Source organism: Flavobacterium fryxellicola (assembly GCF_900143245.1).
GTDB classification, from domain to species: domain Bacteria; phylum Bacteroidota; class Bacteroidia; order Flavobacteriales; family Flavobacteriaceae; genus Flavobacterium; species Flavobacterium fryxellicola.
This window is the reverse complement of the sequence record NZ_FRDK01000003.1, coordinates 56,569-74,453: the sequence shown is the minus strand read 5'-3', so window position 1 is coordinate 74,453 and position 17,885 is coordinate 56,569. Positions and strand designations below refer to the sequence as shown.

At 35.6% G+C, this 17,885-nt stretch carries 10 protein-coding genes; all 10 read right to left on the bottom strand.

Annotated elements, in window-relative coordinates; all coding sequences use genetic code 11:
* Positions 1-6: 6 nt before the first annotated feature.
* Entirely contained in the window at positions 7-2,160 is a 2,154-nt protein-coding gene (locus BUA03_RS06445; protein ID WP_394333625.1) for a gliding motility protein RemB, read from the bottom strand.
* Positions 2,150-2,893: a deoxyribose-phosphate aldolase gene (deoC, locus tag BUA03_RS06440; protein ID WP_066080371.1), complete on the bottom strand. Its 744-nt coding sequence runs from the start codon at positions 2,891-2,893 to the stop codon at positions 2,150-2,152. Before deoC ends, BUA03_RS06445 begins: the two co-directional genes overlap by 11 nt.
* A gap of 256 nt (positions 2,894-3,149) precedes the next feature.
* On the bottom strand, positions 3,150-3,431 hold the full coding sequence (locus BUA03_RS16895) for a VanZ family protein (protein ID WP_262489200.1): 282 nt from the start codon (positions 3,429-3,431) through the stop codon (positions 3,150-3,152).
* 88 nt (positions 3,432-3,519) lie between these two features.
* Entirely contained in the window at positions 3,520-3,900 is a 381-nt protein-coding gene (gene gcvH / locus BUA03_RS06430) for a glycine cleavage system protein GcvH (protein WP_066080376.1), read from the bottom strand.
* 94 nt (positions 3,901-3,994) lie between these two features.
* Positions 3,995-11,140: a T9SS outer membrane translocon Sov/SprA gene (sov, locus tag BUA03_RS06425; RefSeq protein ID WP_066080379.1), complete on the bottom strand. Its 7,146-nt coding sequence runs from the start codon at positions 11,138-11,140 to the stop codon at positions 3,995-3,997.
* A 24-nt stretch (positions 11,141-11,164) separates the two neighbouring features.
* The gene (ruvA, locus tag BUA03_RS06420; RefSeq protein ID WP_066080382.1) at positions 11,165-11,746 is read right to left on the bottom strand and encodes a Holliday junction branch migration protein RuvA; all 582 of its coding nucleotides are present in this window, start codon (positions 11,744-11,746) and stop codon (positions 11,165-11,167) included.
* Between the two features lie 88 nt (positions 11,747-11,834).
* Positions 11,835-14,123 (bottom strand): NADP-dependent malic enzyme, encoded by a 2,289-nt coding sequence (locus tag BUA03_RS06415; RefSeq protein ID WP_066080385.1) that lies wholly within the window; start codon positions 14,121-14,123, stop codon positions 11,835-11,837.
* Positions 14,124-14,282: 159 nt separating this feature from the next.
* The gene (locus BUA03_RS06410) at positions 14,283-14,708 is read right to left on the bottom strand and encodes a CBS domain-containing protein (protein ID WP_082854329.1); all 426 of its coding nucleotides are present in this window, start codon (positions 14,706-14,708) and stop codon (positions 14,283-14,285) included.
* A gap of 72 nt (positions 14,709-14,780) precedes the next feature.
* On the bottom strand, positions 14,781-16,646 hold the full coding sequence (locus BUA03_RS06405) for a trehalase family glycosidase (RefSeq protein ID WP_066080391.1): 1,866 nt from the start codon (positions 16,644-16,646) through the stop codon (positions 14,781-14,783).
* Positions 16,643-17,857 carry an MFS transporter gene (locus BUA03_RS06400; protein WP_066080394.1) on the bottom strand — a complete coding sequence of 405 codons (1,215 nt, stop codon included), beginning with the start codon at positions 17,855-17,857 and terminating at the stop codon, positions 16,643-16,645. Before BUA03_RS06400 ends, BUA03_RS06405 begins: the two co-directional genes overlap by 4 nt.
* Positions 17,858-17,885: the final 28 nt, after the last annotated feature.

The following is a 17,885-nucleotide window of genomic DNA, read 5'->3' as shown; positions in this document are numbered from 1 at the left end:
TAAGAATTAATAGTCAAAATACCAATTAAAGATATCCGCTCTCAACCCAATAGTAAGCCAATTTGTGCTTTCACTAAAAGCAGTTGCTGTATTTTTAGTTGGGTTGAAACTCCTATAAATAAAACTGCCAAATAATTTTAAATTGTTTGTTGGATTTACTAAGTATCCTCCCTGAAAATCAGCAATAAAGACAGCGGTTTTATTTCCTTGTCCTACCTTTACCCCACTATCAAACGGTCTATTTTCGTCGTAATCCTTGTAAATATTCCCTCCATAATTAAAACCATTTTCGATTGTATCAAAATCCAATCCTCGTGTTCCCACAGTGACTTTTGCATCAGCAAAATACCTTCCTTTATGATAGCGCGCTATAGCAATCAACTCCTTAAAATTACCTCCCCATTGATGTCCAATACTTTGATTGTTGTGCCCGTAATTTGTAATTGGCATGCTATGAGAATAAACATACGGCCGGACATGATTGTACTCTAATTGTAACAGCAAACCATCTATTTTGAAAGCATTGTAATATTTGACTCCCAACTGATATCCGTATTTATTTTTCCAACTATTATCTCCTTTTTTGACATCTCCTAAAGAAAACTCATCCAAAATAAACTGGCCATAAAAATTAATCTGATTGCTCCATTTGTATTTATAGGTCAACCCTAGAATAGCATTTCCGCTTCTAGCCGAAGAAGCAAATTCAACAGAACGGTAAAAAATAATTGGATTCACAAAACTCACATCAAATCCTCTGTCATTGGTATTGGTCCAAATCACCGATTCAAAGAAACCCAGATTCAATCTATTGGAAACATTCCAACTCAAATAGTGATTTGCCATGAACTTTGTAGCATACGTTCTTTCTAGTGTAACCTCTGGACGAACATCTTTGAGCCACATATACGTATTGGTATATTTTATTTTCCAAAAATTAGTATTCAATTTAAAATAAGGATACGGACTAGCTCCATCACTTTCTAATAAAGAGCGGTATCCATCTCCAATAAAATTCCTACCATAACCCAATTGCAAATCAATATATTTGCTTGCAGCAAAAGTTAAATTGGCTTCTGCCAAAGGAAAATCATACGCATCAGTTTTAAAATCTTTTGCAATTCCCATCCCTGGAATAATCGCAGGATTTCCTCCTGCTGGCTTTATCGATTCTGCATACCGATTGTAATAATCTGCAAAACGTCCCTGACTTTCAAAAACGGTCGTGGTAAAATTGAGCTTTTTGCCCAGCCCACCACGAAAATTAATTCCACGTGTGTTTACGTAAGTGTAAGAAGCTTCGCTTCCTGAAGCCTTCCCAACCTGCAGATCAAATATAGGATTCAACGTAAACCAATAGTCATCCCCTTGAATTTCTACTGCATTTTCATTCCATAATTTCCGTGCCCACCAAGTGGTAGCTTTCTTTTTCAGCTTTTCCTGTACCGCTTTCAGATTATAATATTTTGATACTTCAGCATACGTATATGGTTTTGATGCAGTATGGTTGTTACTACCCATCTGGTTTAACGAAGCATCAAATTGAGCATAATAACTATGAGAAAAAGGCACACTTAAATGACTATCCAAATCAGGATTGTCAAATTTCGTATATACAATGCTATCTAGTTCTGTTAATTTTTTAGTGTTGTTTGGAACAATTTCCGCTTTCGCCAAAGCTTCTTGAACTACTAATTCTCTACTTTTCAAAGGGATCGCAATTGCCATTGTAAATTTAGCATACGTAGGATTTCCATTATAGGTTGCTGGTTGAATTTTTGGAAATTTACCAAAAACTCTTTTTGTTTCTTGAATCAATTGCTCCTCCGAAGCATCAGCATAAATAACCTTAAAAGTGCCATTGCCGTCTACTTCAAAAAGTATTTTAACATTTCCTTGAAAATCATTTTGCTTAAGACGATCTGGAACTTCAAAATTTGTAAAAACAAAATCCTGCACTTGATTGTAAAAACAGGACTCTAAAGCCTTGAATTGTAAATTCAGACAGTCCGAAAAAACAGGAAAACGCTCAGCGGAGTTGCCGGATTGAACTGTAACACTTGTAATTTCTTGAGCAGAAATAGTAAAAGAACATAAAATTAAAAATAATGCCAACCACCCTTTGCTCATGCTTATTTTGTTGTTAAATTTAATATTCATTAGTTGAATTTTGACCATTAGCTATTTTTTTTGCGCCAGAGGTTCCTATTCGTTTAACCCCCAACTGAATCATTGCAACAGCTTCCTCATACGTGCGAACTCCTCCAGCTGCTTTTACAGGAAGTGGCGATGCGTTTTCAAGCATCATTTTTATAGCAGGAACAGTAGCGCCGTTAGGCAAATTATTCTCTGTACTGTAGAATCCCGTCGATGACTTCACAAAAACCTTTGAAAAAAGTTCTTGCTCAAAATTAGAAACAATTACATTTTTTATCAAACTCGATAGTTGAATAATTTCTTTTTCGCTGAGTGCGGCCACTTCAATGATCCACTTGACCACTTTATTATTGGCCAAACCCAATTGAGTACCCCTTAAAATTTCTTCTTTTACTAAATCAGCATCCCCGTTTTTAAATGCTTCGTAATTACAAACAAAGTCCAAATCATCGGCTCCATCTTGTATGGCTTGAACCGCTTCTTTGAGTTTTTCTTCTATTGATGATTTCCCTTCTGGAAAATCAATCACCGTACCTATTTCCAAAATAGAATTCGCTTCAACAATCATTTTTTTGGCCAATGACACTCTATTTGGCCGAATCATAATAAGTTTAAAATGTTCCTCAATAGCTTCCTGAATAAATTCCTGAGCTATAAGAATATTTTCTTTTTCAGTGATTCCCGCTTGTTTGGCGGTTTTCAAATAGGTAGAATCTAAGTATTGCTTTATATTCATGGCATTTTAATTTCTTAGTTATAGCAAATTCTAATTCACAAAAATACATTTTATCTGCAAACAAGTTTGAAATAAAAATTTTCTCTTTATTTTTTAATTGCTAAACTACGGTGAAAAGGCGTTTGTAATCAAAAAAGAATAATGAATTCTTAGCGTTAAAGCACTAATTTTTTATTAAGCTAGTATACCGATTCAATTCGAATAGGTGTGAACATGAAAAATCCCACCGAAGTGGGACTCTCTTTATTCTTATTATTTATTTAAATTTAGTATTCAAACTAAATAACCAACATAACAGTACTGACAAAGTCGCTCCCGACATATTTGCTATAACATCAAAGACATCTGCTTGTCTGGTTTCTGTTAATAAGCCTTGTGCCACTTCAATCGCTATTCCAAAAAAAACAGAAAACAGAAAGGAAAATAGCAACGGTTTTCGATTATTCAAATTAAACGATCTACTTTTTAAAAATAAAAAACAAAGCGTTGTTAACACAAAATGAAAAAACGCATGAACTAGCTTATCTAAATTTGACACATTTCCCAGGGGAACATTATTTAATTGCACCAAACAAAAAAAGGTAATTATTCCAGACCATACTAAAGCAGCCCAAAAATAGAGCTGTTTACGCACCTATTAATTCCTTATAGGATTCACTAGAAAGTAATCCATCAACTTCTTCCATGTTTGCTATTTTAACCTTAATCATCCATCCGGCTCCATAAGGATCAGAATTTACACTTTCAGGTGTGCTTTCTAGCGCATCATTGAAAGCAATAATTTCACCTGCTATAGGAAGAAATAAATCAGAAACGGTTTTAACAGCTTCCACTGTTCCAAAAACTTCATCTTTCTCTAACGACTGATCTAAAGTTTCTACCTCAACATAAACAATATCTCCTAATTCTTTTTGTGCAAAATCAGTGATTCCTACTGTTGCGATATCGCCTTCAATACTAACCCATTCGTGATCTTTCGTGTACTTTAAATTTGCTGGTATGTTCATCTAAATTGTAATTGATAATTATTAATTGATAATTGAAATTTGCTGTTACAAATGTAACAATCTTATGTTCAAATCAGGTTTAGATTTCGAAAAATTAATTCCCAAAATTATACCGAATTGTAAAACCAGAACGAACATTGGTCAATGGAAAAGAAGTAGAGATAACCGCCTTCGAAAAAGAATGATCGTAATAGAAAATTGCTGTCAAATTTTTGCTAAAAGCATAATCCGCTTTTATTTTTATGGACCAGATGTTCTGCCCACCTGCTAATTGATTGTTGTCATAATCTAAATAACGAACAATGGTTTGGTTATTTCTATAGGCTAGATCAGCAGCTAAATTAATATCACTTTTTATGATTCCTGTTGGATTATCCGCTAATCTTGAAGAAAAAATGACATCTTTAAAGCGATACCCTAATCCTACTATATATTCAATCCCCTTTACTTCGGTCAATAAATTATTGTCAAAACTCATCGATAAAGCTCTGTCTTTTTTAATTTCGGTAAGTACTTTTAAAGAACTTTTTAATTCAAAATCCATTCTTAAAAGCGGACTGAATTGTTCTACCAGATTAATATTAGACATAATGGTCTGATTGAAAAAATTACCGCTCGCATCTACTCCGTTTGGTGCATTATCATATTCAAAGTTCGATCTAAATGCATTTATAGTATACGATGCTCTATAATTATGCTGCAAGGAGAAACGCTTGAAATTTTTCTTAAAGGCACCATATCGCATCAAACCATTGTATTTTATTGCCCAGTTTGGTATAGGAAAACTTCTAAAAATTCCAAGAGAAACAGCAGATGCATCGCCTCCTGAATAGGCTGCTAAAAAAGCTGGCAACAATACGGCCTGATTGTTTTTTCCATAACCCAATGGAAATCCTTCTGCATCTCTATTAATCGGATTATTAATATCAATTCCTCGCTCTGTAGCTAAACGATTTGCAACGGTGAGACGGTTCATCCTAAAATCATCAAAAGCAGTGGAACTATTTTCATCACTTGTAGCAAATGAGGTTTTTATCAAAACTGCTGATATGGAAAAAATACCTGTGTTATACGGAGATCTAGCGTTGTAAATTCCATCCGTCACATCATATTGCTCCGAGAAATTTTCAGAAAAAGCCCTATCCAATGTCAAATCAATTTTTAAATCGGGAAACAAATCGACATTAGCTGTAGCTTTAAACAGTTTATTTGTTACTTGCGTGAAATTTTGATTGAAATCTGGATAGTTCGTCAGCCAACCGTTCTTAGCTGCTTCATACCTGACGTCATCTTGGCTTCCAAATATAAAGCCCAATGACGGCCTTGAAGATCCTAAGAACCCAACACCTGGAGTATATCCCGGCAAAATTGTACCGCTATTGTAGGTATAGTTCATTTGAACATTCTTAACGCTGGTCAAAACTCCGATCAAACCATCAACAAATGCATTGTTTTTAGGAAGTTGATTGGCATTGGCATTTACTATTTTTTCGCCTGGTTTTGGCGCAATCATTTTCGGTTTTGGTAGTGTTTTGTTGGTGTTTTTGGTCAGTCCTAAATATTTATACAACAGGTCCATATTGAAGGCTGCATTTAAATTATTAGAACTTGCGTTTTGAATTGTATTTCCCAAATTATAATCGGCGCCATCAATATTGATCTGAGACAATGCATTGGAGGTGCGTTGCCAACTGTAATCACCCGTATAGGAATAATTTGCTTTGATAAAGCTGAATATTGGTATTTTGTTAATTGGTATGTCATAATTCACAACCAGTTGCTGCATGTGTTGGTTTGGATCTCCTATATCCCAATAACTATCCCAAATAGTAAAACTGTCAATGGGTTCATTATTTTCATTCAAATAGTTTTTTACAATATTACTAGAGGATGCCGTATAATTTAATTTCAATGATTTGGTTAGATTATAATTGAAACCATATTGATAATTAAATGCAAAATTTCTACGGTACAAAGGGTCAAGACCTATTCCTTCAACCTCTACTTGTCTAAATTGCTGGCGGTTGTACTGTCTATTGATATTGGTGTTAAACGAAATATTAGAAGGCAAATAATTAAAGTTAAAGTCACTTAATAACTTCCAGTAATTACTTTTTTTCAAAAACTTAGCTTTCTTAAACGGCTCCACTGGTTTAGGTTGAAAAGTGTACGCATAATCAACAGCAGAATTTGCCTGCTGGTCTACAAAATCTTCGATTTCAAAATCATGTCGCTCCACTTCGTTAAAAGACTGAGAGAAGGTGAAATTTTCAGGATCGTAAACATGTTGTTTTTGTTCTGGTTGGCGTTCTTTTCTCACACCAATAAAATTGATACTTTTTCGCTTGGTGTAATCAACCGCTCTGCTAGTTATATTGTCTTTCTTATTTTGATCCGTTGTATTATCTAACAACTGTTTTAATTTTATGTCTTGATTAAATGGGTCGTATTCTGGCGTGATGGTTTCTTCGCCTATAGCATAATTAAAAGGAAGATTGACACCCCATTTTTGAGGCAATAGTTTTCCAAGGTTTACATTAGTCACTATAGTATATTGCTCCGTATCTTCCCGACTTCTCTCATTAGGACCTTGTTCCAGTGATCCAAAACCAATTGTGCTTTTTCTACCCGATGCGGAGACCGTGGCAAAATCAGCTAAATTTGTATCTACATTCAGCACCGCAGCCATGCCGCCTTGGTTGTCCATATCCGACAAGCGAAGCTCATTAAACCAAACTTCTCCTTTAATATCATTGCGCAGATCACTGTTTTTCACCCCTACCATAAGGGTTCGTACCAGTCCAAAATTTGGATTTCCTTTTATCCCTAACTTCAAGGCATTCGTTCCGTCCCCTTCTGGTTTAGAAGGATCAGCATCTGGATAATAAATTCCATCTAATGGTATTGTATTTGGATCCACATTCATTGCTAAAATTTTCAATTTTGTCAACAAAGCTAATGACAAATCGATAGCATTTTCTTCTGGCCAAACTACTTCTGCGCTCAAAGGACTACAATCAGCATTGGAGGCAGAGGAAGGAACGGTCACTTTTAAAGGAATCTCAATCTGGTAGAAATTTTGTGTAAAGTCATTTCCAAAACGAATAAAACCGACCATCTGATTGTCTTGAAGAGCAATTTCACCGGGCAAAGATTCAGCGTGCAAAAACATTTTCAATTTTTTAAATTGACGCATATCGATACTTACATTTTTAAAAACGGCTCTGGAATCTTCCGGCTCTAATCCGTTTCCTGAAACTCTCAATGCTAATGACTGCTCATTTTGATTAATTACCGTGTTATTATTAAATAATTGCTCTCTTTGCACTCCAGGAGGTGTAATATAATTCACCGGACATCTTTGATTATTTTCCTGAACGTTGACCGCCAAAACATCTAAATTAGTATTGTCATCAGCACTATTTGTGTCATTAAAATCAAGCGTATTGGTATACCGTCTCCACTCGCCACGAACTAAATCTAAGGCTCCAAAACGAACCGTAACTTCTTCGCTAAAACCCGTCATAAACATCCTCATGAAACGAATTGATCTAAAATCTGAAATATTCCCTATCGTGTTTTCAGGCTGAGCAACCGGAATTTTAAATTGCAACCATCGGGCTTCGGTAGTGGAGCCATCCGGCAAAGACACTTGTGTATTTCTGACATCAGTAATATAATTTTGACCCACGTTCATTCCGGGTTGCACATCAATACTATATTCATAATAGGCATTGATTGTATTCATGGTATTGTCTCGGTTGATATCTTCCACATCAGGAACTGTTGATGATCCTCTATTGGGGTCATTGATATCAACTGCAGAGTTGCCATCAGTCCCATTGTACATTTTGTATCGATTTAAAATTCCTCCATTTGCGTTTAGATAAAAGGAATAATCATCTGCAGCAGGATCGAGTTCCGAAGCAAAATTGGTATAAACGGCCCCTTCATTGGCATTAGCCAAACCATCCAAACCGATATCTTGATTTCTCCTGTTATCCACATTGGTATCAAAGGCATAAATCAAGGACTGAGAAGCAGGAACATCTCCCCATAAAGGTCTTGGATTGACCAATATCTGATCTGGACCCAGCCCATTTTCATACTGTTTTCTTCCATCTTTTAGAACATCTTCTGAAATTTCTCCTAAATTGAAGTATATTTTTCCAATATTTGATAATGGAGCCTGACCATTTCCTACGTACGGATCTAACACCCAAAACTGAATGTATTCTACGTTTCCTTGTTCGAAATTTGTTGAATTTAAGGAACGCATAATCCCTCCAAAATTTTCAGTTGGATTTGCACTTACATTCGAATTGTTGTTATAAGGCCCTCTTTCAGATGGATAATAGCTCAAATCCAAGGTGTTTACAACTTGCGTCTGCCCTTGCGCAATATCAGTCAAAGGATACAATTCTCTACTGAAAATTCTTCTGGTTTTATTAAAAGACAAGTCTTCATTTGAGATTCCAACGGGCTTCTGAGTATAAAAGACGGGATCAATTGAATACCACGCTAATTTAGCCCTTTTGAATCCATAACTCAAATCATTAGCGCTTGCATTAAAATCATAACTACTTGTTGTGTTTCGGTCTGGTGTTGATGCCAAACTCCATGAATACGGGGAACGCATGTCAATTGTAGACTGAGATCCTTCAAAATCATCTACATAAATGGTCGATTCACCCTGAAACTGATCTGCTTTCGGCGAGTCCGGTTTCAAAAAGGCTATTTCACCTCTTACCGAAAGATTGGAAGGTACATCCGTGTCTATATTTGGCAATTTATTGACTAAGCGGGTCAAGAAAGGAACTTCTGTAGAGAAATTAGTATTGAAGCCAAAAATAGTATTGTTTACGGATTCCTGTCCAAAACTGGATTTTTGTGTAAACGGTCTTTCAGACATTTTCAAGAAAGTTCCGCCTACCACAAAGTTTTCCGAAATTTTATGTTCAATATTTAGGCCCATAAACCTTCTGGTTTGCTGACCAAAAACAGAGTTATTTTCCAAGGAGACTTCTATAGGTGTATTTGATGCCTGCAAGGACGGATCTAAAATTTGAACACGACCTAACTGATAATTCACGCTATAGTCAATACCTTCTACTAAGAGTCTTCCTGCTGCGGTAACTACCACTGAGCCTTGAGGCACATTGAACGCCCCAATTGGTATGCCATCACCACCACTCGATTTGTATTTCCCTCGTAATAAGAATTTGTTTTTTTCACTATCCTGCAATGCTCCCGCCTGCGTATTTCGATACATGCTGCGAAATACATATTTCTTTTGATTTTCATTGTAAGTGCTCACATTGTTGTAATTTTCCGAGGAACCAGCGTTCGATAATTTGGAAAATAACAGTTCTCCAAAAGGCTCTTTAGTTGTAAATAGAATTCTTCCATTTTGTGCATCGATCGTTAAACCTGGCATAAAATCAAAAAAACCATCCCCTCCAGTTTGAGGATCATTGTTGTAATTTAACTTATCTAAATTGAACACCTTCAACAAAGGGGTCTCGGCAACTTCATTTTCTCTTGAAGGATTTGCTGGGAAAGGACTTCCCGGAACCTCCGTAATATAATTTAGAGGAGAAGGATCTGTGTAAAGAATATTAAATCTAAAATCTTGTTGTTTCAATTGGTACCCGCCTTGAATCTGATAGATGTTTTTCATCATCAAATTCCAAATTGGATTTTTAACATTAGTCAAATTGCTTTTCAACATTTTCAAGACCAAACTCTGCGAGATGATAGCCTGATTGGAAGGACTACTTCCTGTAACGACCGTGGCATCCACTCCATCGTTTCCAAATTCACCCACTTGGTATACTTTATCTCCAATTGTGTATTGATAAGCAACAGCTAAAACCTCATCATTAGCCAACCGTTGTTGCAATGAAATAAACCCCAATTGTGGATTGAAGCTGTATTCATTTGGATTCAGTTTTCTTGCGTTTTCTAACTTGGAATAATCCTGACCTTCACTTACCGTTACATTAAAACCAGAATTTGCCGTTACAATTTCACGAATATTAGGATTCAACAAGCCTGTTCCAGCGTTAATTTGTGCAGGATTATAATCATTATTTGAATTGTCAGTGGGAGAATCTGCAGGATTGTTGAAAATCCCAGTAGAAGGATCTAAAACAACCACCTCACTATCAGGCACATCGGACAATTGCGCTTCTCCTAAATCTTGAAGTGCAATAATATTCCTCAGGTTATTATTGTTTGCCAATACCCGATTTTGCTTGTTGGTTACCCAAATTTCAATTCTGGATATTTGGACTCTACTATCAATGAATGGATAATTTGCCAACGATTTATCATAGCGATTTCTAAAATATTGGGACAAGAAAAAATGCCTGTCACTATCATAATCCAATGCAAACATTTCAAAATCCTCTATCGTGCCTCCTCCTTGCGCTATTAAACTTTTCGTTTGTGATTTTTGCTCTGAAAAAACACCAGTTACTGTTGTTTTTCCAAATTGCAGTTGCGTTTTTACCCCAAATAAGCTCTGAGCTCCTCGAATTAAGGAACTATTTAACGGCATGCTAACGTTACCGACTTCAATTTTTTGAATAATATCATCCTCCGAAGGTGCGTAATCTAATTTAATTAAATTTTGAAACGCAAATGTAGACTGTGTATCGTAATTAGCATTTACATTAAGCCGTGTTCCTACTTTCCCCATTAAACTCATGCTGATTCTCTGATCAAAATCAAAGGAAAGATTGGATCGATTTCTAGGAGAAAAGGATGGATTATCCTGTTTTGTATACCGCATTCCCAAATCCATTTCTACAGATCCTGTGGGTTTGACATCTATAGTGTTGCTTCCAAAAATAGATTCAAAAAGGCCTGACTTCACATAGTATCTAGGCAATAAATCTCTTTTAGCGAGTTCGCTTCCTTCTTTCTTGCCATCAATCGCATCTACTTTTTTCTTAAAATAATCACGCATGGATTCTTTTAAGACTAAATTTTCGTATTCTTTTGGCGTTAAAATAATGGGATAATTAATAGAAAATCCATCGACGGAATTGGTATAAACATAACGATCCGTAACCGGGTCATACGTGTAAGCAGATAAAACGCTTTGTGGGTTCTTTAATTGCAGTTTCCCCAAAGAAAAGCCAGTTTTTACAGTGTCCTGAGCCACCTGCTCTACTTGGGCCTGAGACACAAAACCACAAAATAAAACAAGCAAAAAAATAAAAATTTTATGCATACAACGCGGGGTCTTAAATACCGTTTAAAGGTTTTTTAAAGCTTTTTTAATGATTGATTCTACAGAAGCATCCGGATCTTCTTTAACAATCTTTTCTATGATTTTTTCTGAAGTTTTTCGTACAAATCCTAAAACTTCCAAAGCTGATAACGCTTCATCTCGATTTGTATTGCTTTGCGACATAGAAACTTCGTCTAAATCATATAATTTTAAGACTTTTTCTTTTAAATCTAAGATTACGCGTTGGGCAGTTTTACTTCCAATTCCCTTTATAGACTGAATCGTAACTACGTCAGCAGATGCTATAGCATTGGTGATTTGTTTTGGGTCAAGTGATGAGAGCATGGTTCGCGCTATGCTCGCTCCGATACCGGAAACAGACAATAAAAGTCTGAAAATCTCTCGCTCTGACTTTTCTATAAAACCAAAAAGTGTATGCGCATCCTCCTTAATTTGAAGATGCGTATATACTTTTATAAAATCTGTATTGGGTAATAAAGAATACGTGTGTAGGGAAATATTAACATGGTAGCCTATGCCGCCACAATCTATGATTATATGCGTTGGTGATTTCTCTGCTAATTTTCCTTGTAAATGTGCGATCATGATTAATAAAATATTGCCAAATATAATGAAATTAACATACTTCTATGTTTTATCAACAATTTTAACTATTTACTTTTATCCCATTTAATCAAATCTGTTTGGTTTTCTTTGCCTGTTTTTCCTGAGCATCAATTACAGCAATAGCAGCCATATTTACCATTTCCTCTACGCTAGCACCTAATTGAAATATATGAACTGGTTTTCCTAATCCTAACATAATAGGTCCAATAGAATCAATTTTATTTAATTCTTTTAGAAGTTTGTACGTGATGTTTGCAGAATCCAAATTTGGAAAAATCAACGTATTCACTTTTTTACCTGCTAGTTTAGAGAAGGGAAATTTCGCTTTCAGTAATTCCGGATTCAAGGCAAAATCTGCTTGAATCTCACCGTCAATTACAATATCAGGATAATTTTTATGTAAATAAGAAACTGCTTCTCTTACTTTGGCTGCGTTTTCGTTTGAAGAGGATCCAAAATTAGAAAATGAAATCATTGCAATTACAGGCTCTACGCCAAACATTTTAGCTGTTTTAGCGGTCATGATTGCTATTTTAGCTAAATCATCAGCAGATGGATTGATATTTATCGCTGTATCGGACAAAAACATTGGCCCACGGGCTGTCATCATCATATTAGTAGTAGCAACAATAGAAGCTCCTGGTGCTTTTTCAATCAATTGCAGCATCGGTTTAACCACAGAAGGATAACTTCTGGAATGTCCAGTTACCAGTGCATCTGCTTCGCCTTCGTTAACCATCATTGCGGCAAAATAATTGCGTTCCCGCATTAATTTTTGTGCATCTAAAAAGGAAATGCCACGTCTTTGTCTAGAAGACCAATAAGTCGTTGCAAATTTATTTCTTCTACCTTCTTCCTCATCAATTTTAGGATCTATAATTTGAACATCCGCATCAAAACCAATTTCTGCTTTTAATTCTAAGATAATTTCCTTATTTCCTAATAAAATTGGAAAACCAATTCCTTCTTCCAATACAATTTGAGCTGCTTTTAGAACATCTAGATGGTCTGCTTCAGCAAAAACGATTTTTTTAGGATCCATTTTAGCTCTGTTTGTAATCAAACGCAGCATTTTGTTGTCATTTCCTAAACGATCTAAAAGTTCTTCTTCGTATTTATTCCAATCCGTAATAGGATTCAGTGCTACACCAGAATCCATTGCTGCTTTGGCAACAGCCGGAGCAACAATCGTGATTAATCTTGGATCAAAAGGTTTAGGAATAATATATTCTCTACCAAAATTTAATTTGGTGGCGCCATAAGCAATGTTAACTTGTTCAGGAACGGATTGCTTTGTCAATGCAGCTAATGCTTTTACAGCTGCCATCTTCATCGCCTCGTTTATTTTAGTAGCACGAACATCAAGTGCGCCTCTAAAAATGTACGGAAACCCTAGCACGTTGTTTACCTGATTGGGATAATCTGAACGACCGGTAGCCATAATGACGTCTTTCCGAGTTGCAACAGCTAAGTTATAGTCTATTTCTGGATCTGGATTTGCCATTGCAAAAACAATAGGATTATCAGCCATTCCCAGCAACATTTCCGGCGACATGATGTCTCCAGTTGACAATCCTAAGAACACATCGGCATTGACTAATGCTTCTTGTAAGCTCACGGAAGGAATATCTTTAGCGTATTTCAACTGTAAATCAGATAGTTTTGGATTGTCTTTAGTTAACAATCCCTTACTATTGAACATAAAAATATTTTCAATTTTTACCCCCAGCAAAACGTATAAATTAGCACAAGCAAGTGCAGCGGAACCAGCTCCTGAAACCACTAATTTTACGTCTTCTGCTTTTTTATCTGCTAATTCTAAAGCGTTCAACAGTGCCGCCGAAGAAATAATAGCTGTACCATGCTGATCATCATGCATTACAGGAATATTTAATTCTTCTACCAACCGTCTTTCGATTTCGAAAGATTCTGGTGCTTTAATATCTTCAAGATTAATTCCGCCAAAAGTTGGGGCTATATTTTTAACCGTTTGAATGAATTCTTCAATGTCTTTTGTACCAATTTCGATGTCGAAAACATCGATATCAGCAAAGATCTTAAACAACAATCCCTTTCCTTCCATTACTGGTTTAGAGGCTTCCGGTCCGATATCCCCTAATCCTAAAACGGCGGTTCCATTTGTGATTACTGCGACCAAATTTCCTTTTGCAGTATATTTATAAACATTATTTACATCTTTTGCAATTTCTAAACACGGCTCAGCTACACCTGGAGAATAAGCCAAGGACAAATCTCTTTGTGTTGCATATTTCTTAGTGGGAACTACTTGAATTTTACCAGGAGTTGGCTTTGCGTGGTATAATAATGCTTCTCTTCTTTTGCTATTTTTGTCCATTGTTTAAGATTTTATTCTAGTGCACAAAGATAGAAGACTTGGTTTAAAAAGTCAGCTTTTATGCTTTTCTTTTATAAAAATTACACCACAAATAACAAGCGCCAATAAAAATAGCCGCAATAAATGCGGCTATTTTTCACTATTTTGTTTAGCTTCCTTTTATTGAGTGATGTAAGAATTTAAATGTTGAATGGTATCTTTTTGCATCTCGATTATGGCTTTTACCACATCACTGATGGAGATAATTCCTATTACTATATTGTTTTCAAGAACCGGCAAGTGCCGTACTCTTTTTGTACTCATTAGTTCCATACAATACTCTAAATTATCTGACGGACTTACGGTCACCACATCAGTTTCCATGATTTCATGAACAAAAGCTTTCTTTGAAGATTTTGATTTCAAAACGATTTTTCGAGCATAGTCCCTTTCAGATAAAACACCTTTCAAAACTGTATCTTCAATGATAAGAATTGCTCCAATGTTTTTTTCGCTCATCACTGTCAATGCTTCATATACAGTGTTAGTGGAAAGTATGGAATATACTTCCTTTCCTTTAGTGCTTAAAATTTGATTAACAGTCATAATTGATTCATTTAGTGAATGATAAAGTTAAAAAAAATATACATTCAAACAACAATAATATTTTTTTTAGCATTAAAACAGATTATCTGGTGCAATCAATTCTCCTAATTTTATTTTTAATTCTGCACTTAAAATTTGCAATCCGTATTGATAGGACGCATTCATCCAACCAAAGCCTTCCTTTGCGATGTAATCAAATTCAGTTCCTACATTACCATATTCGGCAAAAACTTTATGAGAACTGATTTCCAAATCGAATTTTTCCGGAATTGTTCCGTTGTATTCAACTGCATTTATGGTAATTAACCACAACCAACGGTACACCATTTCTTGTGCTTTATCTAAATAGTTATATTTAAGCAACCCTTCCCATAACAACATTTGATGTGGTGCCCATCCAAAAGGATAATCCCATTGTCGTTGCGGCTCGTCCTTGGAGACATTAGCACTACTCGCCTTAGTACTTCCTGTGATTCCACCTGTTTTTATAAAATGCGGCAGGGCTAGTTCCACTAATTTTTTAGCTTGATTTTCAGTACACAATCCCGCCCATAAAGGAAAAAAGGTTGTAGCTGCCTCAAACGGAAATTGTTCTTGATGTACAAAATCATAATCAAAATACATTCCTGCTGCTTCATTCCAGCACAATTCATTCATTTTTTCTTTTCTAAATTCAGCCTTTTGTTCCCATTCGTTAGAAGTATACCTTACATCTCCAATTTGAAAGGTGTTCCCAAAATAGGTTGCAATTAAATAAGCAATGTCTTTTTCGTATTTATAAAGAAAACTGTTCACATCAACGGAATTTAAGTTCGCACATCTATTTATAAGTCGATCCGTTGTGTCATGACCACTTTCACGCAAGCTTCGGTCATGAACAAAATACAAGTCTAAATCAGCGTCAACCAATTTTCTTTCTAAATATTCTTTTTCAAATGCGCGAACAGGCATGTTGTATTTTTTAGCATAAGGCGCTAAAATACCGTCAAAATGCCCAGGTTCCACTTCAAAGGGCATTCCACTACCTTCCGCTTTATATCGATTCAAGCCCGTTTCAGTTAATCGGTTTCCTAGCACCATCCAAACCGTATTGTATTCTAAAATAATGGCGTCTAGGTGGCTTTTTAACCATTCTTGATTTGGTACTTTTTGTTTTACAATTTCAATAATCAGCGAAGAATATAATGGCGGTTGTGTTCTTGTCAAGTAATAACTTCGGTTTGCGTTCAGGATTTTACCGTAATGTGTAATTTGGTATTTGAAGTTCTCCACAATAGCCATGGATTTTTCGAGTTGGTTATCGATTAAAAGACCAACACCAATAAAATAACTATCCCAGCCATACATTTCATTAAATCTTCCGCCTGGGACTACAAATGGAACTCCTTGCAAACTATATACTTTTTGTTCCAAAGCTAAAGCCAAAATCCCTGGTTTAGTGTTTAAAGTAGCCACATATTCCATAGAATAATTTATAGGTAAAATGGCTAATTTGAAATTCTGAAGTTCTTTTTCTAAATCTTGAAAATAAGCAACCCCTTTTTTATCCGTCGCAGCGACATAAAGCGTTGGAACCTCATTACTGGTTTTTTCATCTTCAAGAATCTGAGCCAAGCCTTTCTTATCTATTGTTCTCGTGAGCTCATTCCAATAATTATCCCTAATTTTCCGTGAAATTCGATCGACAGGATTTTCTTGAATTCGGGCTAAATCAACCTCACCCATTTCGGTTTTGCCTTCTTTAAGCACTGCTAATTCTTGAAGTAAATTTGACAAATAGTAGGTACCCGCAATGACCTGCTCCTGCTTTGTCTTTTCATCGATTAACACAAACTTTTTAGGGCCTTGGTCGTCTTTGGTGATTTTTTTATCTTGATCAGTATCTTCTTGAAGCAAAAGTTCTCGAAAAGTTTTATCTATGTTCAGTACGAATTTCATGATTTAGCAGTAAGTTTTTTTAGAATAAAGAAAGAAATAAGCAATAACGACATTGGAATTAAAGTATAATAAAAGGCATTTTCTGGTCCTTCATTTTTGAATAAATAGCCAATAACTCTAGAGCCCAAAGTACCCCCGAGTGCCGAGAAAACGACTATTAAACCCGTCATGGAACTGTGTAATTTTTTAGGCAATGCACTTAAAACAACTGAATTTAAAAGGGGATAAATAGGTGCAATAAAAAGTCCTACTAATGGAAAAGCAAATCCTATTAGTGGAATATCGCCAAGCGAATTAATTTCTTTCACATCCAACCCAACTGTTTTAGGAAGTACAAAAATTACAATAAGCATAGCAGCCACAATACAAAAACTTAGTACCCAAACCCAATTAACTCTTTTTGTAACTACCCCAGCTAAAAGTCTTCCTACAGCCAATGAAATGGCTAAAATACTGGCCATCATAATACTGATATTCTCAGGAAGATGCAGCACTTTACTATTAAAAGTTGGGAGCCAAGACATAATTCCCTGCTCAATCATTACAAACAGAAAAGCACTGATTACAAAAATAATAGTTAGTAATTTTGCAAATAATTTAAACATCTGCTTGAAGTCGTCTGCTAGATTAACTCCAGGAATTTCCGTTTTATTTTCAAATTTCGTAAAAAATAAAAAAACAAAGGACAGCAATGAAATTGCAGCGAGCAGCCAGTATACGTTTAACCAAGCATCTGGATTAGTAGTAGAGTTGAAAGCCGGAAACAAGAAATACGCTAAAGCAATTCCAATCATAAAAACACCTTCAATATTACTCATTAAACTATTGTGTTCCTGTTGATTCTCTGTTATTGTTCCAATAAGGGAATAAACCGACACTTTGATTAGCGCAAATGAAACCCCAACGGTAGCAAAAAGCACCTTAGCCATATCAAATGAATTTCCAAAATACATACTAATACAAGCGACTGAAACCAAAGCCAAACCAATAAGCATAGCTCTTTTATACCCTATCCTTGGTAAAAACGAAGCGATTAAAAAAGAAACTATGGCAATAGGCAAATCTTTGAAAGCTTCCAAGACACTAGCTTGCAATTCATCGACACCATAATTCTTTTGTGCCTTTAGTATCACTATTCCAACACTATTCAATAGAATCGCAAACACAAAGTAATTGAGATACATGGCAATTTTAACGGTACTTTTTTTCATATTTTCCTCCTTCGTTATGTTGAAATAC

Coding starts and splice junctions, on each gene's coding strand:
- BUA03_RS06410 (WP_082854329.1), bottom strand. CDS start 14,708: ATGACTGTTAATCAAATTTTAAGCACTAAAGGAAAGGAAGTATATTCC.
- BUA03_RS06405 (WP_066080391.1), bottom strand. CDS start 16,646: ATGAAATTCGTACTGAACATAGATAAAACTTTTCGAGAACTTTTGCTT.
- deoC (WP_066080371.1), bottom strand. CDS start 2,893: ATGAATATAAAGCAATACTTAGATTCTACCTATTTGAAAACCGCCAAA.
- sov (WP_066080379.1), bottom strand. CDS start 11,140: ATGCATAAAATTTTTATTTTTTTGCTTGTTTTATTTTGTGGTTTTGTG.
- BUA03_RS06445 (WP_394333625.1), bottom strand. CDS start 2,160: ATGAATATTAAATTTAACAACAAAATAAGCATGAGCAAAGGGTGGTTG.
- gcvH (WP_066080376.1), bottom strand. CDS start 3,900: ATGAACATACCAGCAAATTTAAAGTACACGAAAGATCACGAATGGGTT.
- BUA03_RS06400 (WP_066080394.1), bottom strand. CDS start 17,857: ATGAAAAAAAGTACCGTTAAAATTGCCATGTATCTCAATTACTTTGTG.
- BUA03_RS06415 (WP_066080385.1), bottom strand. CDS start 14,123: ATGGACAAAAATAGCAAAAGAAGAGAAGCATTATTATACCACGCAAAG.
- ruvA (WP_066080382.1), bottom strand. CDS start 11,746: ATGATCGCACATTTACAAGGAAAATTAGCAGAGAAATCACCAACGCAT.